Below are 22,152 nucleotides of genomic sequence, written 5' to 3' on the forward strand. Positions count from 1 at the left end.
TAACTTAATGATTCCAATCATGCGATTTTCATCTTTTCTCCGTAGTGTGTAATGACGCGCCGACGGACCGGCGCGATCCACACACGAAATCCAAGGAGGAGTGCGAATGAAGTCATGGTTGCTGCTGGGACTGACCCTTTCCTCGCTGGCCTGGGCCGGCAATGACGACGGCGCGCCGGATCCACGCTATGCCCACGTGCTGTCGTCGTCCGGCCCGCTGAGCCGCGCCGAGCTGCTGAAGCGTGGCCTGCCCAAGCAGCAAGCCGCCGCGCGTGTTTCCGCGATGTCGGTGCCGGGGCCCGCCACCTATACCTATGTGCGCTGTTTCTACCGCACCGGCAGCGCCAATACCCAGCCTGGCACCGATTACGAGTGGGCGCTCGACCCATCCAGCGGCGACTACTACCGCCTGAACGGCAACTGGTGGTCCAGCAGCATCTTCGACTGGAAGAACATGTTCTACAGCGACGTGACGCAGGACGCACTGCGCTCCGTCTGCCAGCAGACCCTGGCCAAGAAGGGCAAGCCGTCCCAGCCGGCGATGGTGTTCGCCGCCGACAACGCTATGTCGTTCAATTACACGGTGTGGACCAATGACAAGGCCGGGCAGGGCAGCGGCATCAACAAGATCATCGCCTTCGGCGACAGCCTGTCCGACAACCAAAACGTCTACAACGCCTCGCAATGGACGCTGCCCAACCGCAACAGCTGGTATATCGGCCATTTCAGCAACGGCCCAGTGTGGCTGGAATACTTGGCCAGCCGGCTGAAGCTGCCGATGTACAACTGGGCGATTGGCGGCGCCGGCGTGTCGACGCAGAAATTGGTGATTCCCGGCGTAGTGCAGCAGGTTCAGTCCTGGCAGGACTATATGAAGCAGGCGCCCAACTACAACCCGGCGACCACATTGTTCACGATGTGGATAGGCGGCAACGATCTGGTCAACTACGGCAGCACGTCGGACAAGGTGATCGCTGGCCAGCAACAGGCGCTGACCAATCTGATCAATGCCGGCGCCCGCAATATCCTGTTGCTGAAGTTGCCCGATGTGTCGCGCGCGCCGGTGTACCAGTACAAGGACGGCGCGGCCACCGTAGCGGCGCAGGTGAAGGACCTGAATCAGAAGCTGGACGCCTTGGCCGCTTCGCTGCGCCAGCAGTACGGCGTCAACATCCAGGTGTTCGACAGCTACGCGATGTTCAACGATGTGTTGGCCAATCCGGGCAAGTACCAGGTCAGCAATACCACCCAGTCCTGCCTGAACATCAATGCCGACTCGTCGCTGAACTACATGCAGACCCAGTCGCCGCGCGCCAATTGCTCTAACGCGGACAGCTTCGTGTTCTGGGACACGCTGCATCCGACCACCCACACTCATTTGCTGCTGGGCAACGCGGTGGCCGACTTCCTCGGCTCGACCGGCGCGATGCCGATGCTGAGCAAGGTGCGCTGACGCGCGGACGGACGGCGTTTGGCGCGCCGTCCGCCAGGGCTTACAATTCGGTTTTGATCCGGCCGCGGGTTGTCCCGCGGCCCGGCCGAACTGTAATCGAAAGCCCCCATGCCCACCCTGACCGAACTCCTCCGCCGCGCCGACGCGGCGCGCGCCGCGCTGATCGAGCGCCTGGCCGCCGAAGACACCAACTGTTACCGCCTGTTCCACGGCAGCGTGGAGGGCATGCCCGGCCTCGCCGTCGACCGCTATGGCGAACAGATCCTGGCGCAGACTTTCCACAAGCCGCTGACCGACGCCGAGCTGGAGGAAATCCGCGCCCATTACCGCGAGACGCTGCCGGAGCTGGCGCTGGTGTACAACGACCGCAGCGACGCCAACTCGCGCGTGAGCAACACGCTGTCGCTGGCCGAGCAGGCGGTGGCCCAGCAGGATGTGGCGATCCGCGAGAACGGGGTCGCCTTCCATTACCAGGCGCGCCACAAGGGCCAGGATCCCTGGCTGTTCCTCGACCTGCGCGCCGCGCGCCGCCGCATGATGCAGCTGGCCGAGGGCAAGAGCGTGCTCAACCTGTTCGCCTACACCTGCGGCGTGGGCGTGGCGGCGGCCAAGGCCGGCGCCAGCTTCGTGCTGAACGTGGATTTCGCCGAATCCAGCCTCAGCGTCGGCCGCGCCAACGCCAAGCTGAACCTGCTGGCCTCCCGGCCGCGCTGCCTGCATAGCGACGTCTTCGCCGCCGTGCGCCAGCTGTCCGGCATCGGCCAGCCGGAACGCGTGCGGGGCAAGAAGATGCCTCCCTTCCCAAAGCTGGAGCCGCGCCAGTTCGATCTGGTGTTCCTGGACCCGCCGCGCTACTCCAAGAGCCCGTTCGGCGTGGTGGACCTGGTCAACGATTACCAGGCGCTGTTCAAGCCCGCTTTGCTGGCTACCGCGCCGGGCGGCACGCTGGTTTGTTGCAATAATGTTGCAGAAGTGGATGGCGACGCCTGGCTGGAAAGTTTGAAGCGCAGCGCCGCCAAAGCCGGCCGCGAAGTGCGCGCCGCCGAGTGGATCGTCCCCGACGAAGACTTCCCCAGCATTGACGGCAAACCCCCGCTGAAGATCGTTTTGCTTAGCGTTTGAGACGCATTATCAAGCAAAAAAGCCGCGACCCAGTCGCGGCTTTTTGCATAGTTTGAGCCAAGACAACTAAGCGTGAAGTCAGTTTAATTGTTTAAAATTAACACTTTATTTTAAATGTAAACGGCTGATATTCTGTTTGACAGGAAGCCCCGGCCGGCGTGGAGCCTTAGCCGCGACCGGATGAAAACGACGGGCATTCCACACATAACAAACAAGGTATCGGGTGAATACATGAAACAAACCATCGTTCTGTCCCTGCTGGCGGGCATGCTGGCCTGCGCTCAGGCGCAGGCCCAGTCCGAACAGCCCCCCAGCGACGAGCTGGACGGCGTGATTTCCGCCGGCAAGCCCTTGTCCGGCAGCGAGGCGCGCGCCGCCTCGAGCCAGGCCAAGCCGCAGCCTGGCAGCGCCACCTACACGTATCTGCGCTGCTATTACCGCAAGAGTCCGGCGGCCAACCAGCCGCAGACCGACTATGTGTGGGCCACCGATCCGTCCAGCGGGGACTACTACCGCGTCAACGGCTACTGGTGGTCGGGCAGCTTCGTCGCGCTGAAGAACATGTTCTACAGCGACACCAGCCAGGACACGCTGCGTTCGGTGTGCCAGCAGACGCTGGCCAAGCAGGGCGTCAACCGTCCGCTGGCGTTGTTCGCCGCCGCCAACAACGTGATGTCGTACAACCACACCATCTGGACGCTGGACAGCGCCAGCCAGGGCAATGCGATCAACCGCATGGTGGTGTTCGGCGACAGCCTGTCCGACACCCAGAACATGTACGGCGCCTCGCAATGGCGGCTGCCGGTGGCCAGCAGCTGGTATGTCGGCCGCTTCAGCAACGGCCGGGTCTGGGTCGAGCATCTGGCCGACCAATTGAAGCTGCCGTTCTACAACTGGGCGATAGGCGGTTCCGCCGCCGACAGCCACCTGGTGGTGCCGGGCCTGTTGCAGCAGGTGGATTCCTGGACCCAGTACATGCAGAAAGCGCCGGGCTATCGTCCGGAAAACACCCTGTTCACCATGCTGATCGGCGGCAACGACCTGCTCAACTACGGCCGCGCCGTCGATCAGGTGATCGCCGACCAGGGCAAGGCGCTGGACAAGATCATCGCCGCCGGCGGGCGCAACATCGTGGTGCTGACGCTGCCCGACCTGTCGCGCACGCCGTCCGGCTCGGCCGGCGGCAAGGCGGCCCAGCTGGCGCAGCAGGTGAAGGACTACAACGCCAAGCTGGCGACGCTGGTGGCCAATCTGAAGCAGAAGCACGGCGCGGCGCTCAAGCTCAGCCTGTTCGACGCCTACGCCATGTTCAACGATCTGCTGACGAATCCGGCCAAGTACCAGGTGAGCAACACCACCCAGCCCTGCCTGAACGTGGCGGCCAACGCCAGCCTGCCCTACATCTCGTCGCAGACGCCGCGGCCGGAGTGCACCAACGCCGACGCCTATGTGTTCTGGGACAATTTGCATCCGACCACGCACACCCACGTGCTGCTGGGCCAGATGGTGGCCGACTTCCTGCGCCAGCAGAACCTGAACCTGTCGGCGCAGGCGCGCAGACGCTGAGCCGCTGGAGTTGAGGTTATCCGCCAACCGCATGCCTTGCCGGCATGCGGTTTTTTATCGCCGGCGCGTTGCGAGTGACGGCAGATTCGCGCGGCCGTGATGGGCGATGACTAGAGACCGAGCTGGAAACGCAGCGCCAGGTACGCGCCGGAGACGGCCAGGGTCGCCAGGGTGATCGGCACGCCGACGCGGGCGTGGCGTTTCCAGTCGATGGCGACGCCGCGCCTGGCGGCGGCATCGACGACGATGATGTTGGCGATGCTGCCCACAATCAGCAGATTGCCCGACAGCGTGCTGACCAGCGCCAACAGCAGGCCGCTTGTCTCGTGATGGGCGACGGGCAACAGCAGCATCACTGCCGGGACGTTGGAGACGATGTTGGACAGCAGGAAGGTGGCGGCGAACAAGGGGCCCGGCTGCTCCAGCCGCACGCCGAGCGCGGCCAGGCCGGCGACGGCGTCCGATGGGATCCCGGTGCGTTGCAGCGCATGGTTGACGACGAACAGGCTCATGAACAGAACCAGCAGCTCCCAGTCGACCAGCCCCAGCATCTTGCGGGAATGCAGCTGGCGGCTCATCAGCAAGATGCCCGCGCCGATGAGCGCCATGTGCTCCCTGGGCCACGGCGCCGCCAGGAACGCCGCCAGCAGCGCCGCGGCGATGACGAGGCCTTTCGCGGTTTGCCAGCCATCGAAAGGCGCGCCCGCGCGCGGCGGCTCGGCGGCAGGAGCCTCGGCGGGGCCGGCATCCAGCCAGCGGCCGCCGGTTTGCCGTACGATCAACGCCCAGCATGCCAGCAGTCCGAATCCAACCGGGATGGCGGCGGCCAGGAAATAGCCGCCAAAGTCCAGGCGCAGCGTCTGGCCGATCAGCATGTTCTGGGGATTGCCGATCAGCGTCGCGGCCGAGCCGATGTTGGAGGCGCAGGCCAGCGCCAGCAGGAACGGGACCGGGTCGAGCCGGCGCTGCCTGCAGACGTCGATCAAGACCGGGGCGACGGCTAGGCAGACGATGTCGTTGCTGAATACCGCCGACAGCGCCGCGCTGACGACGGTCAGCGCCGCCAGCAGTCCGGCGGGGCCAAGCGACAGGGTCGCCAATTTGCGGGTCACCCAGTCGTAGAAGCCGCCGAGGCGCATCTGCGCCGATATCACCATGAAGGCGAACAGCAATATCAGCGTGGGCAGATGCATGGAGGCCACCGCTTGCTCGAGGCTCAGCGCGTTGACGCCGATCAGCGCGATCGCGCCGAGCAGCGCGACGCCGGTCCGGTCAAGCTGCAGGAACGGCAGTCCGCCGAGAATCATGCCGAGATAGACGATGAGGAAGATGGCGAGGATGGTCGTGGTCATGTGGTAAGCGCCGGTGCGCATCGGCCTGCCCGGAGGCCGGCCGAGCTTGGGAGTGGAAGAGGCGGCTGTTTCATGGCGGCCTGGGGGCGGTTGCGCGCGCGGCATGCCCATGGCGAGGAGGCTACTGGTTGGCGCGAACCCAGCGGTGCCATTGCGAGAACAGTTCCGGCGTGATCGCGCCGATCACCGAGCGTTTCCACACCACGTCGGTCCAGTAGTCGTCGGTGTTGAGGCTAGCGAGGCAAGCGCCGGCTTCTTCGGCGATGACGGCGCCGGCGGCGTAGTCCCACAGCCGCTGGCCGCCGTGCAGGTAGAGGTCGTAGCGGCCGGCGGCCAGGAAGCACCAGTCCAGCGTGCTGGAGCCCATATTGCGCTGGCTGCCGCACGGCGCCACGCTGCCGATGCGGGCCGCCAGCTTGCCGGAGCGCAGGTATTTGACTTCGACGCTGGCGATGGCGTCGCCCATGCAGTTATTGATGGTTTTCAGCGGCAGCCGATGGCCGTTCAGCCAGGCGCCCTGCCCGCGGCGGGCGTAGAACATCTCGTCCGACACCGGGTTGTAGATCACGCCCAGCTCGCTGCGGCCATCCACCATCAGGCCGACCGAGATCGCGAAATAGGGCAGGCCGTTGACGAAGTTGGTAGTGCCGTCTATCGGGTCCACCACCCACAGTCCGTTGCGGTTGGCCGCCCACAGCGCGTCCTGTTCGTCGCGCTCCATTTCCTCGCCCAGCACCGGATGAGGCAGGATGGCGGGCAGGCGCCGCTGCAGTTCTTCCTGGCAGGCGAGATCGGCCTCGGTGAACAGGGTGCCGTCGTCCTTGCGGCTCTTGCCGACGCGCAAAAAGCGCGGCATCACCTCGCGGGCGGCCACGTCGCGTACCAGCTGCATCACCTGTTCTAGCACCTGCATCCTTTTCTCCCTGCGTGGTTTCCGCGCGAAAGCGGTTTGCCGAATGGAGCAAACCTAGCAAAATACCGGTATCAACAGCGACTTTCAATATCCGATGCCAAGGTTTTATCTCGATGCCGACCTCGCGGTCGGCCAGCAGCTGTCCCTGCCCGATGCTGTAGTGCGTCATATCCAAGTATTGCGGCTGAACGCCGGCGACGCCATCACGCTGTTCAACGGCCGCGGCGGCGAGTACCAGGCCGCGCTCTGTGCGGTGATGAAGCGCGACGCGCAATGCGTGGTCGAGCGCTTCGACCACGTTTCACGTGAAACCCCACTGTGGCTGGGCCTGGCCCAGGGCATTTCCGGCGGCGACAAGATGGAGTTCACGCTACAGAAGGGCGTGGAGATGGGGGTGTCGGTGTTCCAGCCCATCGCCGCCGGCCGCTCGGTGGTGAAGCTCAGCGGCGAGCGCGCCGACAAGCGCGTCGCGCGCTGGCAGGAGATCGTGATCTCCGCCTGCGAGCAGAGCGGCCGCAACACGGTGCCGCAAGTGCTGCCCATCCTGACGCTGAACGAATGGCTGGCGCGGCGGCAGGAGGCCGATATCCGGCTGATCCTGTCTCCGCGCGGCGACAAAAGCTTGGCCCAACTGGCCGATAGGCCGGCGCGCAGCTGGTTGATGGCGGGGCCGGAGGGCGGTTTTTCTGCGCAGGAGGAGGACGCGGCGCTGGCGGCCGGCTGGACGCCGCTGAAGCTGGGGCCGCGCATCCTGCGCACCGAGACCGCGGCGCTGGCGGCGGTGGCGGCGATGCAGGCGGTGTGGGGGGATTACCGCTAAGGCGCGTCAACCCGGAGGGGAGGCGCGCCGACTATGCCGCCGCGGACGAACGATGAATGCTCGGAAATGCGGTGCGTCACTCCCTTGAGGTGGCGCCCCTTATAGAAAGCGCAGCGGGTCGATGTGCCATTTCTCCGGCGACTCGTGCTTGACGATGCGGTCGCCGCCGCCGAAGCCCATCTTGCGCGACAAGTCGACGATTTCCGGCGCGATGTGAGTATTGCTCTTGGTGCTGAAAAACACTTTCACCTTGGGCGAGACCAGATTGTTGTCGTTTTGCTCGATCACCACGCCCAGCCGGCCGCTCTCCAGCCGCACCAGGGTGCCGATCGGATAGATGCCTATCACCCGCATGAAGGCTTGCACCAGTTCCGGGTTGAAGTGGAATTTCGACCATTCGTAGATCTTGCGCAGCGCGTCGGTCGGCGACATGCCCTGGTGGTAACAGCGTTCGGAGGTGAGGGCGTCGTAGACGTCGACGATGGCGGCCATCTGTCCCAGCTGCGAAATCTGTTCGCCCTTCAGTCCGGCTGGATAGCCGCTGCCGTCGTGGCGCTCGTGATGCTGGCCGGCCACCAGCACCGCGGTTTCCGAGATGCCGCGGGTGGCGTGCAGAATCTTCTGGCTTTCCACCACGTGGCACTTCATCACTTGGAATTCCTGCTCGGTCAGCTTGCCCGGCTTGTTCAGGATCTCGTTGGGCACCTTCATCTTGCCGATGTCGTGCAGCATGCCGCCGATGCCGGCGTGGTGTATCACTTCCTTGCTCATGCCCAGGCCGTTGCAGAAGCTGACCATCAGCGCGCCGACGCTGACCGAATGCTGGAAAGTGTAGTTGTCCTTGTCCTTGATCCGGCACAGCGACAGCAGCGCGCCGCCGTTGCGCAGAATGGATTCGGTCAGCTTTTCCACCTGCGGCTCCACTTGCTCCAGCTCCACCTGCTTGCCCAGTCGCACGTCCTGCAGGATGTCGCGGACGATCTGGTTGGCTTCGTCGTGGATGACCCGGGCGCGGCCGAATTCTTCCGCCGCCTCCACGCGGCGGACCACCGTGCTCTCGCGGGAGGCGATTTCGCGCAGCTCGCTTTCCAGTTGCTTGCGCACTTCGCCTTCGCTGCGGGCGGAGGGCAGGTCCAGGCCCTTGCGGGTATCGATGTAGACTTCGTGAATGCCGGCGTCGGCGATTTTCTGGATCTCGCTGTCGTCCTTCACCTTGAAGCGGTTGATCAGAAAAGGGTGGGACATCCAGTCGCAGTTCAGGTCGTGGATGTACATGCCGACTTTTAGCTCGCTGACATCAATGCACTTGATCATGGCGCTTGGCGGCCTGCTGCCGCGGAGTGGAATTCAGCAAATCGTCGCGGTGCGACGGATCGGGCCGGCGCCCTGGCGGACAAGGCGTCTTTTTTTCAGCATCAGCCGGAGCGGGCGGATTTGCAAGAATCCGGCCGCCGAAGGCGATTGCCGCCGCCCATTCCATGGGCGAGGACTTGCCGAGTGCGGCGATCATGGGATATATTCCCGCAGTTTTGTTCGGAACGGATGTAATGAGACAAGCAGCATGGCAGCGAAGCGGCATCAGCGACACCCTTGCGGGCGGCGCGGCGGCGTTGCTGCGAGGCGCGGCCGTTCCCGACATTCCCGCATTCACGAAAAAAAGCCCCTGACGACAGGGGCTTTTTTTTCGCCCGCAACCGCCAACACGAGGAAAGCGACCATGGCCAATCCACTGTACCGGAAACACATCATCTCCATACCCGACTTCAGCCGCGAGGAACTGGAACTGGTGGTGGACACCGCCGCTCGCCTCAAGCAAAACCCGCGCGGCGACCTGTTGCAGGACAAACTGGTGGCCAGCTGCTTCTTCGAACCGTCCACCCGCACCCGCTTGTCGTTCGAGACCGCGGTGCAGCGTCTGGGCGGCAACATCATCGGCTTCGCCGACGGCGGCAACACCAGCGCCAAGAAGGGCGAGACGCTGGCCGACTCGATCAAGATCATCAGCTCCTACACCGACGCGGTGGTGATGCGCCATCCGAAAGAGGGCGCGGCGCGCCTGGCCAGCGAGTTCTCGGCGGTGCCGGTGATCAATGGCGGCGATGGTTCCAACCAGCATCCGACCCAGACCTTGCTCGACCTGTTCTCCATCCGCGAAACCCAGGGCCGGCTGGACGGCCTGAGCGTCGCCTTCGCCGGCGACCTGAAGTACGGCCGCACCGTGCACTCGCTGGCGCAGGCGCTGTCGCTGTTCGGCGCGCGCTTCTACTTCGTGTCGCCGGAAGTGCTGGCGATGCCGGACTATATCTGCGAGGAGTTGGACGAGAAGGGCATTTCGTACACGGTGGCGGCCAGCCTGGAGGAAGTGATTCCCGAGGTGGACGTGCTGTACATGACCCGGGTGCAGCGCGAGCGTTTCGACGAGGCCGAGTTCCGGAAGATCCAGGGCCAGTACGCGCTGCGCGCCGACATGCTGAAGAACGCCCGCTCGGGCATGAAGGTGCTGCATCCGCTGCCGCGCGTCGACGAGATCGCGGTGGATGTGGACGCCACGCCGCACGCCTACTACTTCGAGCAGGCGAAGAACGGCGTCTACGCGCGCCAGGCGCTGCTATCGCTGGTGTTGAACGAAACCGTGTAATCAGGCAAGCAAAGGATAAAGACCATGCAATACACCCGCACCGTGGAAGCGCTGAAGCAAGGCACCGTGATCGACCACATCCCGGCTGGCGAAGGCGTCAAGATCCTGCGCCTGTTCAAGCTGACCGAAACCGGCGAGCGCGTCACCGTAGGCCTCAATCTGGTCAGCCGCCACATGGGCAGCAAGGACCTGATCAAGGTGGAGAATGTGGCCTTGACCGAGGAGCAGGCCAATGAGCTGGCCCTATTCGCACCGAAAGCGACAGTAAACGTCATCGACAACTTCGAAGTTGTAAAAAAGCATAAATTGACCCTGCCAGACGCGGTGGAGGGCATTTTCTCCTGCCCTAATTCCAATTGCATTTCGCATAATGAGCCGGTGAAGAGCGTCTTCTACGTAAAAACACTGGGTCATGACACAAAAATGAAGTGCAAGTATTGCGAAAAGGTGTTCAGTAGAGATATTGTTGCAGAGGTGCGCTGAGTCGTACAAAGGATGAGATAGAGAAATATCAAGAAAACACTGCATTCGACAGTGGTAGTAAAAATAGGAATAGCGCCGCGGGAGACCGCGGCGCTTTTCATTTATTGCGACTCGCGGCAAGCAAGCGCGCGGGAGCGGGGCCGCCCCGAGGTCCCTGGAGGCGATCGAACGATGAAGCCATGGTGGCGGCGTCATGCTTTTGTCTTGAATTTGCCGTTGGCTGCCGCATGCGGTGCGTTGGGGGCTTTGCTGGTGCTAGGCTTTCAATTCGCATTGCATGCGATCGAGCAGGCGCTGAGCGGGCGCAGCGGCAGCCTGGTCGAGATCGCGCGGCAATTGGCGCCCTGGCAACGCGCGCTGGCGCCGGCGTTGGGCGGCTTGCTGGCCGGGCTGGTGCTGGAACAGGGGCGGCATCTGCTGCGCGGCGCCGCCGAAGGCGATTACCTGGAGGCGGTACGGGTCGGCGACGGCCGTCTTAGTCTGCGCCGCACCCTGGTCAACAGCCTCTCTTCCCTGTGCACGGTAGCCAGCGGCGGCTCCATCGGCCGCGAGGGCGCGATGGTGGCGCTGGCCGCGCTGGGCGGCTCGCTGCTGGCCCGGCTTGCGGCGCAGGGCTTGCCGCGGCGGCGCCTGTTGGTGGCCTGCGGCATCGCCGCCGGCTGGGCCGCCGCTTATCATGCGCCGCTGGCCGCGGTCGTCTTCGTCTGCGAGGTGGTGTGGCGGCGGCTGGACTGGCGCGCGCTGCCGGCGCTGCTGCTGGCCGCCCTGACCGCCAGCCTCACCGTGGATAGGCTGTTCGGCCTTTCTCCTCTATACCAACCCGCTCCTCTGACCGCTCCCGATCATCTGGCGCTGGCCGGCTACTGCCTGCTGGCCTTGCTGCTGGGCGCCGCTTCTCCGCTGTTCATGGGCGCGATGGAGCTGGGCCGCCGCGCGCTGGGCAGATTGCAACTGCGCTTGCCGTGGCGGATGGCCCTGGGCGGCGCGGTGGTGGGCGGTTTGGCTTGGTTCTGGCCGCAGATGTGGGGCAATGGCTACAGCACGGTGTCGTGGCTGCTGGTCAGCGATCCCGGTTGGCAATTGGTGCTGACGCTGCTGGTGTGCAAGCTGGCCGCGACGGCGGCCACCAGCGGCTCCGGCGCGGTGGGAGGGATTTTCACGCCGATGCTGTTCGCCGGCGCGGCTGGCGGCGCGCTGGCCTGCCAATTGTTGAACTTGTTGCTGCCGGGCTGGTTGCCGGCGGGCGGGGCGGCATTGGTGGGGATGGCCGCCTTCCTTGCAGCCACCGCGCGCGCGCCGGTGCTGGCGGCGCTGATGCTGATGGAGCTGACCGGCGCCTATGCGATGCTGCCGCCGGTGGCGCTGGCCGCATGGCTGGCGGCCAGGATAAGCCGCCGGGTGGGCGGCCGGGTGGGTGGCCGCGCGCTGTACCAGGACGAAGCGGAGATCAGGCGTCCGGCGCCGGGCCGCTGCTGGTTTCGTCGATGAAGCGCTGCAGGTAGACCAGATCCAGCCAGCGGCCGAACTTGAAGCCGACTTGCGGCAAGCGGCCCACCTGGACGAAGCCCAGTTTTTCGTGGAAGCGGATCGATCCCTCGTTGTCGGCGTCGACAGCGCCCAGAATGGTGTGCTTGCCCAGCGCCTGGGCATAGGGGAGCAAAGCCTGTACCAGCGCGGTGCCTATGCCCTGGCCGCGGGCGTCGGCGGTCAGGTGCACGCTGTGTTCGACGGTGAAGCGGTAGCCGGGGCGGGCGCGGAAATCGCCGAAGCTGGAAAAGCCCAGCGCGCGGCCGTTCTCGTCCTCCGCCAGCAGCACCGGGTAGCCAGCGGCGGCGCGGTCCTGGAACCAGATGGCGAACTCCCCCGGCGTCAGCGGATCGTCGTTGTAGACGGCGGTGGTGGTGGCGATCACTTCGTTGTAGATGTCGAGTATCGCAGCCAGGTCTTCAAGAGTGGCTTCACGAATCTGCATGTTCTGTCCTTGCTTGAGGTCGTTCGGGGCCTTGAGCCAAGGCCTGAGCAATTAACGTACCAGTATTAACCGACGGGAGCGATTTTCTTGCGCGGGCTGCGCTTCTTGCGCGGCGGCGCGGCGCTTTCCTCTGGCGGGGTCGGCGTCTCGACGGGCGCCGCCGGCTCGATGACGGCGGGCTCGCCATCGTGGCGCAGCCGGATCTCGCTGTGCAGCTTGGAGCCGTTCCGGCTCTCCTGCACGGTCAGGAAGTCCAGTTTCTTCACCATCTGCGACAGGCGGCCATGGCCCCAGTTGCGCGGGTCGAACGAGGGGTCGTTCTTGGCGAGATAGGAGCCGACGGCCGACAGTTCGGCCCAGCCGCTGTCGCGCGCCACCGCCTCGATCGCCGAGGTGAACATGTCTTGCAACGGGTGTTTTTCCCTGTGCGGCGCGGCTTTGGCGCGCGAGCGGCTGTTGCGGGCTTTGGGCTTGTCTGCTGCCGTCGCCGTCTCTGGTTTCGGCTTGGCCGGCGGCGCCGGGCGCAGAATCTCGGTGAACACGAATTTGTCGCAGGCGGCGATGAAGGGGCGAGGCGTCTTCGATTGCTCGCCCAGGCCGATCACGGTCAGGCCGCCTTCGCGCAGCCGGGTGGCCAGGCGGGTGAAGTCGCTGTCGGAGGATACCAGGCAGAAACCGTCGAAATTGCCGGTGTAGAGCAGATCCATCGCGTCGATGATCAGCGCCGAGTCGGTGGAGTTCTTGCCCTTGGTGTAGGCGAACTGCTGCATCGGCGAGATCGCATACTGGTGCAGCACTTCCTTCCAGCCCTTGAGCTGGGTGGTGGTCCAGTCGCCGTAGGCGCGCTTGACGATGGCGGTTCCGTACTTGGCCACCTCGGCCAGCAGCTCGGCGATCAGCGAGGACTGGGCGTTGTCGGCGTCTATCAGCACCGCCAGTTTGCGGTTTTCCATTGAGTCTTTCGGGTAGGGCGACAGCACATGCTATGCCGGGGCTTTCCCGGCTGTCAAAAACTGGCCGACGCCGCATGGCCGCGCGCGGCGTCCAGCGCGCGCCCGACGATGCGGTCGACGCTGCCATCCCGCTTCATGCCCGCCAGCGCCTGGTTCAGCTCGCGGATGAAGTCCTGTTTGTATGGGAACCGGCCGTCGTCGCGGTCGGTGAAGCCGACATAGCCCTGCTCCTCCGATACCGTCGCCGCCTCAGCCAGCTGGCCGTCGCGGTACAGGCCCTGGCGCTGCAGCTTCGCCAGCTCCATGTCTATCGCCAGTTTGTCGTTCTGGTAGCAATCCAGGTGGCCGCGGATCAACTTCAGCAAGTTGGTGCGAACGTCCGGCGCCTCTTCCAGTTCGATCCGCCCCAGGTCGACCAGCGCCCAGAAGGCGTTGCCGCCGGGCCGGAAGCCGGCGTTGTTGCCGAAACGCAGCCCCAGATAGTCATTAGGCCAGGCCGGACGCGGCTGCTTCATCACCGGCACGCGGCAATAGACCACCACTTTTTCGCGCAGCATGGGCAGCGAATAGGGGCGCATGAAGGGGCGCTCGCCGGGCCGGTAGTAGGGTGGAGACAGCGCCAGCGCGCGGCCGGCCTCTAGCTCCGCCAACCCGCGTTTCCAGGGCACCGGATGCAGTTCTATCCGGTAGCCGCGCAGGCGGCTGGAGGCGGCGCGCAGGATGTCGTTGTAGATGCCCCGGGCTTGGCCGGCCGTTTCATACGAGTAAGGCGGATAGCTGTTGTCGGTTAGGATGGTCACGGTTTGCGGCGCCGCCGAGCAGCTGAAGGACCACAGCATCGGCAACAGCCGGCGGGCGATGGACTGGCGCATCGCGGTCATGCTCCGAGAGAGGAATACCATCGTTATAGCGCGTGGCCGGTGGCGTGGCTTTTACGTTGGCGAAGGAGACGACGGAGGCGCGAAGCGGTCGGGCGACCCTGGGGGGCGGCATGCGCGATGAGTCTGGCGGGATCAACAGGACCAAGCCGGCGCTGCGCGGGAGCGCGCGCCGGCTTAGCCTGCAGCAGACTGATTACTTTTTGGCGATGGTCTTGCCGTAGGCGTCGGCGGCGGCCTGCATCTTCGGCAGCAACGCCTTTTCGGCGCTCTTCAGCGTTTCGCTGGCGATGGCATCGCCGATCTGCGGCTGCTGCTTCATGAATTTCTGGCCAACCGGACTCTTGTAGAAGGCATTGACTTGCTTCAGCTCCTCGGCGCTGAACTGGGCGCTGAAGTTCTTCACCACGGTTTGTTCGAACTGGGTCTTGACTGCGGCGGAGCCGAAGTAGTCGGCGGCTAGTTTCTGGATGCCGTCGCCGTAGCCCTTCAGACCGGCTTGCGCTTTTTTCTGCTGGGCTTCGGTCAGCTTGATCTTGTTCTTGACGAAGTATTCCTGCAGCAGCGGCAGCGCGCTGGCGGAGGTGCGTTGCGCCAACGCGGGCAGCATATTGTCTAGATTCAGGGTGGCGGCCAGTTCCTTGGCTCCGGCTTCCTGGGCGGCGTCGGCGTGGGCGAGCAGCGGCAGGGTCAGCAGCAGGGCGGCGATGCCGGCCTTGATCGAGCGGGAAGCAAACATGGCAAATCCTTTGATCGGGTAATGGATGTCGAGCCGGCAGTGTGACACCGGCGGACGCCCAGGTCAAAGCCCATGCGGTCAGGGCTGGGCGGCGGACGGCATCGCCGCCTGCCAGCCCTGGTAGCGGGAGAGGTTGTCGCGGGTGACCAGCCCCACCTGCACCGTCACGTGGCGGACGGAGGTGTCGCCGCGGCGCAGTTTGACGCCCAGCTTCACTGCTTCGCGGCCCAGCAGGTACGGCGACTGGCTGGCGGAGACGACGATCTGGCCGGGCAGCTTCAGCGCGCGTTCGATGTCGGGCGAGCCGTCCACCGAGCCGATCAGCACCTGCTTGCGCCCGGCGGCGCTCAAGGCCTTCTCCACGCCCAGCGCCTGGCGGTCGTTGATGGTGAACACGGCGGCCAGATCGGGCCAGCGCTGCAGCGATTGCTGCATCGCGCGCTGGCCGCCCAGGCTGGAGCCCTGGGCGTTGGCGCCGTCGTCGACCGCGCGGATGTGGGGGAAGGCGGCCAGCGCGGCATGGCAGCCGGCGATGCGGTCGCTGACCGAGGTGACCGGCGGGCCGCCCTGGATCATCAGCGTGCCGCGGCCGTGCAGCCGCTGGGCTAGGTAGCGGCAGACGAGTTCGCCGGCCTGGCGGTTGTCGGACTTCACCGTGCCGTCGACGTCGGGCGCGTCCACGTCCACCGCCACCACGGTGATGCCGGCGGCGCGAGCCTGGCTCACCAGCGGCGCCACCGCGCGGCTGTTCACCGCGCCCAGCAGGATCAAATCCACTTTCTGCGCGATCAGTTGACGCAGCTGTTCCTGCTGCTGTCCCAGCGTGAAATTGGCCGACTGCGAGCTGATGTGCACCGCCGGATTGAGTCGGTGGGCAGTCTGTACCGCGCTGCGCGCCAGCGCTTGGTAAAAGGGGTTGTCCAGCGCGCCGACTGAAATGCCGATGCGGGACAGGTTCGCGGCGGCGGCGGGAGCTGAGCCGGCGAGCAGGGCGAGGCTGAGAAACGAAATGAGCGAGGCGGGCATGGCGGGATGAGCATGGAGTCTGACTCGTATCAGTCTAGCTCATCCGATCGCAGTTGCGACTGTCCTGGACTCAAGATGGCGCTGCGCGCGCCAGGCCAGCTGGCGCAGCAGCGGCCAGCCTTCTTCCCATTGCTGGTGCCCGGAGTCGACATTGATGTGGCCGGCGTGCTGCAGCCAGGTGATCGGCGCCTGCCAGTAGCCGGCCAGCCGCGCGGCGCGGGCGGTCTTGCAGAATGGGTCGTTGCTGCTGGCGACGATCTTGGCCGGGAACGGCAGCGCTTGGCGCGGCACCGGGGCGAAATTCATCAGCTCGGCGGGCACGAAGGCGCGCTCGACGTCGGCCGGCGCCACCAGCAGCGCGCCGGCGATGCGCTCCGGGCGCTGGCGCGCGTAGTGGGCGACTGCGATGCAGCCCAGGCTGTGGGCGATCACCAGCGCCGGCTTGACGCAGCGGTCCAGCGCCGCGTCCAGGCCGTCAAGCCAGTCGTCCAGCAGGGGATGCGTCCAGTCGGCGTTGTCGACGCGCCGGGCGCCCAGCCGGCGCTGCCAGTGGCTTTGCCAGTGGCGCGGCCCGGAATTGTTCCAGCCGGGCTGGATGATCAGGTCGAACGGTTGCAGGGTGGCGAACATGGCGGACTCGCGGGAGACGATGGTCTGACTGTAGCGCGGCCGGAATAGCTTGAAAAATAATAAGGAATTGTTTTGTTATTCTCTTGCGCCATAAATGGCGCGGCCGTTCAATCCAGCCTCTGCTCGCGCCAGTTCAGCCACAGCCGCAGATCGAACTCCAGCTGGTGGTAGTCGGGCTGCATGTGGCAGCACAGTTGGTAGAAGGCCTTGTCGTGATCGCGCACTTTCAGGTGGGCCAGCTCGTGCACGACGATCATCTGCAGGAAGGGCAGCGGCAGCTCGCGGAACAGCGACGCGATGCGGATCTCGCTCTTGCTCTTCAGCCGGCCTCCCTGCACCCGGGAGATGGTGGTATTGGTGCCCAGCGTGCCCTTCAGCGGATGCTGCTGGTTGTCGTACAGCACCTTTGCCGGCAGAGGCGCGTTTTTCAGGTGGCGCTGCTTCAGCGCGGAGACGAACTGGTACAGCGCCTTGTCGGTCTGCACGTCGTGGTCGTCCGGGTACTTGCTGCGCAGCAGGGCGCCGAGCTCGCCGGAATCGAACAGCGCCTGCGCCTGTTGCACCAGGGCGGGCGGGTAATGCGGCAGGTATTTGAGAGTGGGCATGGGGATATTGTAAGGCCGCGGCGGCGATGCGTGTTGCCGCCGCTCAAGCCTTGCCGGCGATCAGGCGCGCGGGATCGGCCCAACTGTAGCGCAGCGCGGCGGCGCGGGTGCCGGCCGGGGTGTCCACCTCGCGGCGCTCCATCACTTCGCCGCCAAGCTTGCCGTAGACGGCGCAGGCGTCGGCATTGCGCTCGTACACCCATAGATAGAGCGGCCGGCCGGGCGCGATCCGCGAAGCCTCGGCCGCGGCGGCGGCCATCAGCGCGCGTCCGATGCCGCGCCCTTGCTGGCCGGGCAGCACGTGCAGATTGTCCAGGTAGACGCCCAGCTCGGGGGCTACCTCCGGCTGCAGGCAGACGAAGCCGACCGGCTCGCCATCCCAGCAGGCCAGCCGAACCCAGGGCGGAGAGGGGGCTTCGAAGCGGCCGCGCCACAAGGCCAGCCTTTCGTCAGCGGCGCGCTGGTCCAGATAGTCGTCCGGCAGGATGCCGCGGTAGCTCGCGCGCCAGCTGGCGGCGTGCAGGGCGGCGATGGCGGGCGTGTCTTCGGCATCGGCCGGGCGGAGGGCGAGCATCGGCTGTTCCTTGGCGGGTTTCACGTGGAACAGCATATCGCAGGATGGAAATTTAGATCTTGTTTATGCGGAGGCGGGCGATTTTTGCCGGAAATTGAGCCGCGGCCGCCTAACATGGACGGGTGATCCCGTCGCATGGAGAAGCATTGGATGGCCATACCCGTCAGAACCGCATTGCGCCGCAGCTGCCGCGAGGCATCCGGCGTGGCGATCCTCAGCCGCCTGCCCGCGAGAAAAGACAGCGGACAGACGCTGCGCCAGCGCCGGCTGCTGGCGGGCATGAGAGCCGGCCGCCATTGCCAGCCTGCCCGTCCCAATCTGCTGCGGCGGCTGGGCGTTTGGCTGACGCGTCACTTCAGCCGCATCGGCTCCAGCAAGATGGTCTGATCGCCGCAGCTGAGCCACAGCTGGCCGTCCTGGATAGTGGCGGTCAGCTGCATGCTGCGCGTGGCGAGCGCGGCCAGCGACTGCAGCGCGTCGAAGTCGATGCGGAACACTTCCAGCTTGTCCAGGCGGGCGAGCTTGCCCTCGTTCTGTCCCCACCACACTTCGCTGGCGCGGCCGCCGTAGCTGTACAGCACCACGCGCTCGGAGCGGGAGCAGGCTTTCTTCAGCCGCTTCTCGTCCGGTTCGCCCAGGTCCACCCACAGCTCGATCTCGTCGGCGTAATTCTTCTGCCACAGCTCCGGCTCGTCGTCGGCGCACAGGCCGCGGGTGAAGGCCAGCGTTTCGCTGGCGTTGAGCGCGAAGGCGGCGATGCGCAGCATCATCCGTTCCAGCGTTTCCGACGGATGCTGGGCCAGCGTCAGCGGATGGGTGGCGTAATAGCCGCGGTCCATGTCGGACAGCGTCAGGGTGGCTTTGTATATGGTGGCGGTCAGGGCCATGGGGATCTTCGCTGAATCGGGTTCGCCCGGCGCGACATTGCGGCAGGGCGTCCGATTCTAACCGCCGGCCGGCGTCAAGGCGAGGGCTGGCTGGTGCATTCCAGCGATTCGCCGCGCCAGTTGACGCTGGCGTCGCGGCCCTTGATCCAGAACTCTACGCCCTGGCCCTGATAGCGCGAGCCGCTGCCGCTCAGGCCCTGGTGGACGATCACCAGCGCGTTGCCGCGCTCCAGCTTGGCGGTGGCGGGGTGGGTGCGGTAGAAGGTGGCGAGTATGGTGGCGCCGGGCTGGCCGCGGCACAGGTAGCGCAAAGGCGTCAGCGATTGGGCCAGGTTCCAGGTGGCTTGCAGCTGGGTGATGCGCAGGATGTAGGTGTCCCCCAGGCACATGTGGGGATCCTCGTCCTTCATGCAGTCCTTCAGGCTTTTCACCCAGCGCTTTTGTTCGGCGATCAGCTTGGCTTGCGCGCCGCTGCGGCTTTGCTCGGCTTGGCTCAGGGCCTGGGCGTAAACTTTCTCCAGCCGGTTGTCCAGCCGGGTCAGGCCATCGTCCTGGCAGACCATGCTTTCCACCATATTGGCGGGTTGGTCGCAGTGGAAATCGGTGGCCACCGGCGGCAGGACGGCGGCGGCTGGCGGCGCCGGCGGGACGCCTTCGCCGCCAGCGCGCGCATGGCCGCTCTTGGCGGCCAGGGCCAGCGTGGGCAGCAGCAAAAACAAGCCTATCAGCCGAGATGGGGCTACGGGCATAATCTATCCTTGAATACAACGTATTATAGCGAGCCGGTTTGCCGTCCGCTGCGGCGCCATCGGCTTCCTGCGGCCATTCGCTGCGGCGAGTTCCCAATGCCGGCGATTGGCTGTACACTGCGACGCTTCGCGCGAGTACCAGTCCCGCGCGCCTTTCTCATCATCGAGTTAACCTTCTTTTTCCCGTCAGCCTGGATTGGTCGCAGTTCCTGCGATGGGCCGTCGCAGGAGCATATTATGTCCGATCTTACCTTCGCCGACCTAGGCCTGGCCGACCCTTTGCTGCGCGCTGTCGCCGATACCGGTTATACCACGCCCACTCCGATTCAGGCCCAGGCCATCCCGCAGGTGCTGCAAGGCGGCGACCTGCTGGCCGCGGCCCAGACCGGCACTGGCAAGACCGCGGGCTTCACGCTGCCGCTGCTGCAGTTGCTGATGCGCTCGCCCAGCCACCATGCCGGCCGTCCGCGCGCGTTGGTGCTGACCCCCACCCGCGAGCTGGCCGCCCAGGTGGAAGAGTCGGTGCGCGCTTACAGCAAATACCTGCCGTTGAAGTCGCTGGTGATGTTCGGCGGCGTCAACATCAATCCGCAGATCAAGGCGCTGCGCTCGCCGGTAGACATCCTGGTGGCGACGCCGGGCCGCCTGTTGGACCACGTCGGCCAGAAGACCGTCGACCTGTCCGGCGTCGAGATCCTGGTATTGGACGAAGCCGATCGCATGCTGGACATGGGCTTCATCCACGACATCAAGAAGGTGCTGGCCAAGTTGCCGGCCAAGCGTCAGAACCTGCTGTTTTCGGCCACCTTCTCCGACGAAATCAAGGCGCTGGCCGACAAACTGCTGGACAACCCCAAGCTGGTGGAAGTGGCGCGCCGCAACACCACCAACGAACTGGTGACCCAGAAGGTACACCTGGTTGACCGCGATAAGAAGACCGATCTGTTGATCCATCTCATCCGCGAGCAGAATTGGTTCCAGGTGCTGGTGTTCACCCGCACCAAGCATGGCGCCAACCGCCTGGCAGAGAAGCTGGACAAGATCGGCATCCCGGCCGCCGCCATCCACGGCAACAAGAGCCAGAACGCGCGCACCCGCGCGCTGGCCGATTTCAAGAGCGGCGAGCTGCAAGTGCTGGTCGCAACCGACATCGCCGCGCGCGGCCTGGACATCGACCAACTGCCGCACGTGGTCAACTTCGAGCTGCCTAACGTGCCGGAAGACTACGTGCACCGCATCGGCCGCACTGGCCGCGCCGGCACGCCGGGCGAAGCGTTGTCGCTGGTGTGCGTCGACGAGTTCAGCTTCCTGCGCGACATCGAAAAGCTGATCAAGATGTCGATCGAGCGCTTTACCGTGCCGGGCTTCGAGGCCGATCTCAACGTCAAGCCGGAGCCGATTCCGATGGGCGGCGGCGCCCGCGGCCGAGGACAAGGCCAGGGTGGACGGGGCGGCCAGGGGCAAGGCCAACACCGCGGCCAGGGGCAGGGCCAGTCGCGCAACGCGCCGGCCAAGCCTCGCCACCAGACCGAAAGCAAGCCGGCGGGCCATGGCCGCAACGGCGGTCCGCGCCAGGGGCAGGGCGCCGGCCAGGGCGGTCGCGCCGCCAAGCCGTCCGCGCCGAAGTCCGCGCTGTTCAGCCCGCCGAAAGGCCGTTAAACCGGCCTCGGTGTGAATTGCACCGAAAAGGTTCGCATTGATGCATATCGCATTGACGGTTATGCTCGCCTGGAGACTGTCCGCAGCATATAAAACAAGGACGGCTCCGGGCATTTTGCAAGATCGGGAATACGATGCGATACCACGGCTTGGCGCTGGGTATCCTGAGCTGGGCCGCGCTGCTGGCGGCTCCGGTTGAGGCTGCCCAACGCCTCAAAATCACTCTCTCCAATCAGGAATGGCCGCCGTACATGGGCCAGGAGCTGCCTTACGACGGCATTCTGTCGCGGCTGGTGAAGGAAGCCTTCGCCCGCGGCGGCGTCGATGTCGCCTTCCGCTATTACCCCAACAACCGCACGCTGCAGTCGGCCCGCAACGGCCAGGTGGATGGCAGCTTCGGCTGGGCGCCGACTGCGGAGCGCAAACGCGACCTGCTGTACACCTTGCCGGTGTTGTCGGCGCGCATGGTGTTTTACCAACGCAAGAGCCACAAGCTGGACTGGAGCCGCTGGGCCGAGCTCAAGGGCGCCCGCGTCGGCGTCACCGTCGGCAATTACTATTCCGACGATTTCGACGCCCAGGCCAAGAACGGGATCTTGGCGGTGGACAGCGCGCCGGACGATCTGGTCAACCTGCGCAAGCTGTTGGCCGGCCGCATCGATCTGTTTCCCATCGATCTGGAAGTGGGCCGTTACCTGATCGCCCATCATTTCCCGCCGGCCCAGGGCGGGCAGCTGGAGGCGCAGAACCGTTCGTTCTGGTCGGCGCCGCTGCATGTGGTGATCTGGCGCAAGCACGCGCAGGGCAAGGAGCTGGTGGAGCGCTTCAACCGCGGCCTGAAGGTCTTGCAGGACAGCGGCGACTTCGACCGCTTGCTGCAGGAAACCCGCGAAGCCTGTTTGCAGCCGCGCGCCTACTCGCCCTGAGCGCGCAGCGCGGCGCGCGCCTCGTCCAGAAACCGCTGCGACAGTTCGGCGTCGGGCACCGCCCGGGCCAGCAGCAGCGCCCCCACCATCATCGCCAGGCTGGCCTCGGGCGACGGCCCCGCGCCGTCTCGGCGCCTGGCGTCTTCCAACTGCGCCAGCAGCGGGCCTAGGCCGGCGGCGAACGTCCGGCGCACGCCGGCGTCCTGG

At 65.4% G+C, this 22,152-nt stretch carries 25 protein-coding genes; 10 read left to right on the forward strand and 15 right to left on the reverse strand.

Annotation, left to right across the window (positions count from 1 at the left end):
• The first annotated feature begins 106 nt into the window (after positions 1–106).
• From LQR33_RS14645 to LQR33_RS14655, 3 genes are all read left to right on the forward strand, one after another.
• Positions 107–1,453: an SGNH/GDSL hydrolase family protein gene (locus LQR33_RS14645; RefSeq protein ID WP_231177594.1), complete on the forward strand. Its 1,347-nt coding sequence runs from the start codon at positions 107–109 to the stop codon at positions 1,451–1,453.
• Between the two features lie 108 nt (positions 1,454–1,561).
• On the forward strand, positions 1,562–2,575 hold the full coding sequence (locus LQR33_RS14650) for a class I SAM-dependent rRNA methyltransferase (RefSeq protein ID WP_166441366.1): 1,014 nt from the start codon (positions 1,562–1,564) through the stop codon (positions 2,573–2,575).
• Positions 2,576–2,806: 231 nt separating this feature from the next.
• A complete protein-coding gene (locus LQR33_RS14655; RefSeq protein ID WP_231150505.1) occupies positions 2,807–4,141 on the forward strand; it encodes an SGNH/GDSL hydrolase family protein in 1,335 nt (444 codons plus the stop codon).
• Positions 4,142–4,251: 110 nt separating this feature from the next.
• Here the strand turns inward: LQR33_RS14655 and LQR33_RS14660 are convergent, their stop codons facing one another.
• Both LQR33_RS14660 and LQR33_RS14665 read right to left on the reverse strand, forming a co-directional pair.
• Positions 4,252–5,493: an anion transporter gene (locus LQR33_RS14660; protein WP_221665302.1), complete on the reverse strand. Its 1,242-nt coding sequence runs from the start codon at positions 5,491–5,493 to the stop codon at positions 4,252–4,254.
• A gap of 121 nt (positions 5,494–5,614) precedes the next feature.
• Entirely contained in the window at positions 5,615–6,406 is a 792-nt protein-coding gene (locus LQR33_RS14665; protein WP_221665301.1) for an inositol monophosphatase family protein, read from the reverse strand.
• Between the two features lie 94 nt (positions 6,407–6,500).
• Between LQR33_RS14665 and LQR33_RS14670 the strand changes: the two genes are divergently transcribed.
• Positions 6,501–7,226 (forward strand): 16S rRNA (uracil(1498)-N(3))-methyltransferase, encoded by a 726-nt coding sequence (locus tag LQR33_RS14670; protein ID WP_166441363.1) that lies wholly within the window; start codon positions 6,501–6,503, stop codon positions 7,224–7,226.
• Positions 7,227–7,325: 99 nt separating this feature from the next.
• Here the strand turns inward: LQR33_RS14670 and LQR33_RS14675 are convergent, their stop codons facing one another.
• Positions 7,326–8,540 (reverse strand): HD-GYP domain-containing protein, encoded by a 1,215-nt coding sequence (locus tag LQR33_RS14675; protein ID WP_221665299.1) that lies wholly within the window; start codon positions 8,538–8,540, stop codon positions 7,326–7,328.
• On the reverse strand, positions 8,524–8,736 hold the full coding sequence (locus LQR33_RS14680) for a hypothetical protein (protein ID WP_221667721.1): 213 nt from the start codon (positions 8,734–8,736) through the stop codon (positions 8,524–8,526). Before LQR33_RS14680 ends, LQR33_RS14675 begins: the two co-directional genes overlap by 17 nt.
• A gap of 207 nt (positions 8,737–8,943) precedes the next feature.
• Between LQR33_RS14680 and pyrB the strand changes: the two genes are divergently transcribed.
• The 3 genes from pyrB to LQR33_RS14695 all read left to right on the forward strand — a co-directional run bounded on the left by pyrB (position 8,944) and on the right by LQR33_RS14695 (position 11,835).
• Positions 8,944–9,864, forward strand: a complete 921-nt coding sequence (pyrB, locus tag LQR33_RS14685) for an aspartate carbamoyltransferase (RefSeq protein WP_231469542.1) — start codon at positions 8,944–8,946, stop codon at positions 9,862–9,864.
• Positions 9,865–9,888: 24 nt separating this feature from the next.
• Entirely contained in the window at positions 9,889–10,347 is a 459-nt protein-coding gene (gene pyrI / locus LQR33_RS14690) for an aspartate carbamoyltransferase regulatory subunit (RefSeq protein WP_021477474.1), read from the forward strand.
• Between the two features lie 252 nt (positions 10,348–10,599).
• Complete coding sequence (locus LQR33_RS14695) at positions 10,600–11,835, forward strand: chloride channel protein (RefSeq protein WP_231469544.1); 1,236 nt, start codon at positions 10,600–10,602, stop codon at positions 11,833–11,835.
• Here the strand turns inward: LQR33_RS14695 and LQR33_RS14700 are convergent.
• From LQR33_RS14700 to LQR33_RS14735, 8 genes are all read right to left on the reverse strand, one after another.
• Positions 11,795–12,319, reverse strand: a complete 525-nt coding sequence (locus tag LQR33_RS14700) for a GNAT family N-acetyltransferase (RefSeq protein ID WP_021475680.1) — start codon at positions 12,317–12,319, stop codon at positions 11,795–11,797. The two genes, LQR33_RS14695 and LQR33_RS14700, sit on opposite strands and share 41 nt — an antisense overlap.
• A gap of 65 nt (positions 12,320–12,384) precedes the next feature.
• Positions 12,385–13,272, reverse strand: a complete 888-nt coding sequence (locus LQR33_RS14705) for an NYN domain-containing protein (protein ID WP_166441359.1) — start codon at positions 13,270–13,272, stop codon at positions 12,385–12,387.
• Between the two features lie 53 nt (positions 13,273–13,325).
• Complete coding sequence (locus LQR33_RS14710) at positions 13,326–14,144, reverse strand: substrate-binding periplasmic protein (RefSeq protein WP_231469546.1); 819 nt, start codon at positions 14,142–14,144, stop codon at positions 13,326–13,328.
• A 202-nt stretch (positions 14,145–14,346) separates the two neighbouring features.
• Positions 14,347–14,889 (reverse strand): DUF2059 domain-containing protein, encoded by a 543-nt coding sequence (locus LQR33_RS14715; RefSeq protein WP_166441357.1) that lies wholly within the window; start codon positions 14,887–14,889, stop codon positions 14,347–14,349.
• Between the two features lie 78 nt (positions 14,890–14,967).
• A complete protein-coding gene (locus tag LQR33_RS14720; protein WP_231469548.1) occupies positions 14,968–15,915 on the reverse strand; it encodes a substrate-binding domain-containing protein in 948 nt (315 codons plus the stop codon).
• A gap of 39 nt (positions 15,916–15,954) precedes the next feature.
• Positions 15,955–16,545 carry an alpha/beta hydrolase gene (locus LQR33_RS14725; RefSeq protein WP_166441355.1) on the reverse strand — a complete coding sequence of 197 codons (591 nt, stop codon included), beginning with the start codon at positions 16,543–16,545 and terminating at the stop codon, positions 15,955–15,957.
• Between the two features lie 107 nt (positions 16,546–16,652).
• A complete protein-coding gene (locus LQR33_RS14730) occupies positions 16,653–17,150 on the reverse strand; it encodes a YgjP-like metallopeptidase domain-containing protein (protein ID WP_021475674.1) in 498 nt (165 codons plus the stop codon).
• A 43-nt stretch (positions 17,151–17,193) separates the two neighbouring features.
• Positions 17,194–17,724: a GNAT family N-acetyltransferase gene (locus LQR33_RS14735; protein ID WP_166441354.1), complete on the reverse strand. Its 531-nt coding sequence runs from the start codon at positions 17,722–17,724 to the stop codon at positions 17,194–17,196.
• A gap of 150 nt (positions 17,725–17,874) precedes the next feature.
• Here LQR33_RS14735 and LQR33_RS14740 point away from each other — a divergent pair, with 150 nt between their 5' ends.
• A complete protein-coding gene (locus LQR33_RS14740; RefSeq protein WP_166441353.1) occupies positions 17,875–18,111 on the forward strand; it encodes a hypothetical protein in 237 nt (78 codons plus the stop codon).
• On the opposite strand, the gene LQR33_RS14745 is transcribed toward LQR33_RS14740, so the two are convergent.
• The gene (locus LQR33_RS14745) at positions 18,075–18,611 is read right to left on the reverse strand and encodes a YaeQ family protein (protein ID WP_021475672.1); all 537 of its coding nucleotides are present in this window, start codon (positions 18,609–18,611) and stop codon (positions 18,075–18,077) included. The genes LQR33_RS14740 and LQR33_RS14745 overlap by 37 nt on opposite strands.
• Positions 18,612–18,685: 74 nt before the next feature.
• The gene (locus LQR33_RS14750) at positions 18,686–19,360 is read right to left on the reverse strand and encodes an MliC family protein (RefSeq protein ID WP_221665292.1); all 675 of its coding nucleotides are present in this window, start codon (positions 19,358–19,360) and stop codon (positions 18,686–18,688) included.
• Positions 19,361–19,597: 237 nt separating this feature from the next.
• On the opposite strand from LQR33_RS14750, the gene LQR33_RS14755 reads away from it, so the two are divergent.
• Together LQR33_RS14755 and LQR33_RS14760 are read left to right on the forward strand one after the other, a co-directional pair.
• Positions 19,598–21,019, forward strand: coding sequence for a DEAD/DEAH box helicase (locus LQR33_RS14755; RefSeq protein ID WP_221667714.1), 1,422 nt, complete (start codon positions 19,598–19,600; stop codon positions 21,017–21,019).
• Between the two features lie 134 nt (positions 21,020–21,153).
• Positions 21,154–21,945 (forward strand): substrate-binding periplasmic protein, encoded by a 792-nt coding sequence (locus LQR33_RS14760; RefSeq protein ID WP_205692691.1) that lies wholly within the window; start codon positions 21,154–21,156, stop codon positions 21,943–21,945.
• Here LQR33_RS14760 and LQR33_RS14765 read toward each other — a convergent pair.
• Positions 21,933–22,139, reverse strand: a complete 207-nt coding sequence (locus LQR33_RS14765; RefSeq protein ID WP_231469550.1) for a hypothetical protein — start codon at positions 22,137–22,139, stop codon at positions 21,933–21,935. The two genes, LQR33_RS14760 and LQR33_RS14765, sit on opposite strands and share 13 nt — an antisense overlap.
• Between the last annotated feature and the right edge of the window lie 13 nt (positions 22,140–22,152).

The organism is Chromobacterium piscinae (assembly GCF_021129175.1).
GTDB lineage: Bacteria > Pseudomonadota > Gammaproteobacteria > Burkholderiales > Chromobacteriaceae > Chromobacterium > Chromobacterium piscinae.

What these genes read in the sequence shown, in the direction of transcription:
- LQR33_RS14645 (WP_231177594.1), top strand. Translation starts at nt 107, where the DNA reads ATGAAGTCATGGTTGCTGCTGGGACTGACCCTTTCCTCGCTGGCCTGG.
- LQR33_RS14650 (WP_166441366.1), top strand. Translation starts at nt 1,562, where the DNA reads ATGCCCACCCTGACCGAACTCCTCCGCCGCGCCGACGCGGCGCGCGCC.
- LQR33_RS14655 (WP_231150505.1), top strand. Translation starts at nt 2,807, where the DNA reads ATGAAACAAACCATCGTTCTGTCCCTGCTGGCGGGCATGCTGGCCTGC.
- LQR33_RS14660 (WP_221665302.1), bottom strand. Translation starts at nt 5,493, where the DNA reads ATGACCACGACCATCCTCGCCATCTTCCTCATCGTCTATCTCGGCATG.
- LQR33_RS14665 (WP_221665301.1), bottom strand. Translation starts at nt 6,406, where the DNA reads ATGCAGGTGCTAGAACAGGTGATGCAGCTGGTACGCGACGTGGCCGCC.
- LQR33_RS14670 (WP_166441363.1), top strand. Translation starts at nt 6,501, where the DNA reads ATGCCAAGGTTTTATCTCGATGCCGACCTCGCGGTCGGCCAGCAGCTG.
- LQR33_RS14675 (WP_221665299.1), bottom strand. Translation starts at nt 8,540, where the DNA reads ATGATCAAGTGCATTGATGTCAGCGAGCTAAAAGTCGGCATGTACATC.
- LQR33_RS14680 (WP_221667721.1), bottom strand. Translation starts at nt 8,736, where the DNA reads ATGATCGCCGCACTCGGCAAGTCCTCGCCCATGGAATGGGCGGCGGCA.
- pyrB (WP_231469542.1), top strand. Translation starts at nt 8,944, where the DNA reads ATGGCCAATCCACTGTACCGGAAACACATCATCTCCATACCCGACTTC.
- pyrI (WP_021477474.1), top strand. Translation starts at nt 9,889, where the DNA reads ATGCAATACACCCGCACCGTGGAAGCGCTGAAGCAAGGCACCGTGATC.
- LQR33_RS14700 (WP_021475680.1), bottom strand. Translation starts at nt 12,319, where the DNA reads ATGCAGATTCGTGAAGCCACTCTTGAAGACCTGGCTGCGATACTCGAC.
- LQR33_RS14705 (WP_166441359.1), bottom strand. Translation starts at nt 13,272, where the DNA reads ATGGAAAACCGCAAACTGGCGGTGCTGATAGACGCCGACAACGCCCAG.
- LQR33_RS14710 (WP_231469546.1), bottom strand. Translation starts at nt 14,144, where the DNA reads ATGCGCCAGTCCATCGCCCGCCGGCTGTTGCCGATGCTGTGGTCCTTC.
- LQR33_RS14715 (WP_166441357.1), bottom strand. Translation starts at nt 14,889, where the DNA reads ATGTTTGCTTCCCGCTCGATCAAGGCCGGCATCGCCGCCCTGCTGCTG.
- LQR33_RS14720 (WP_231469548.1), bottom strand. Translation starts at nt 15,915, where the DNA reads ATGCCCGCCTCGCTCATTTCGTTTCTCAGCCTCGCCCTGCTCGCCGGC.
- LQR33_RS14725 (WP_166441355.1), bottom strand. Translation starts at nt 16,545, where the DNA reads ATGTTCGCCACCCTGCAACCGTTCGACCTGATCATCCAGCCCGGCTGG.
- LQR33_RS14730 (WP_021475674.1), bottom strand. Translation starts at nt 17,150, where the DNA reads ATGCCCACTCTCAAATACCTGCCGCATTACCCGCCCGCCCTGGTGCAA.
- LQR33_RS14735 (WP_166441354.1), bottom strand. Translation starts at nt 17,724, where the DNA reads ATGCTCGCCCTCCGCCCGGCCGATGCCGAAGACACGCCCGCCATCGCC.
- LQR33_RS14740 (WP_166441353.1), top strand. Translation starts at nt 17,875, where the DNA reads ATGGCCATACCCGTCAGAACCGCATTGCGCCGCAGCTGCCGCGAGGCA.
- LQR33_RS14745 (WP_021475672.1), bottom strand. Translation starts at nt 18,611, where the DNA reads ATGGCCCTGACCGCCACCATATACAAAGCCACCCTGACGCTGTCCGAC.
- LQR33_RS14750 (WP_221665292.1), bottom strand. Translation starts at nt 19,360, where the DNA reads ATGCCCGTAGCCCCATCTCGGCTGATAGGCTTGTTTTTGCTGCTGCCC.
- LQR33_RS14755 (WP_221667714.1), top strand. Translation starts at nt 19,598, where the DNA reads ATGTCCGATCTTACCTTCGCCGACCTAGGCCTGGCCGACCCTTTGCTG.
- LQR33_RS14760 (WP_205692691.1), top strand. Translation starts at nt 21,154, where the DNA reads ATGCGATACCACGGCTTGGCGCTGGGTATCCTGAGCTGGGCCGCGCTG.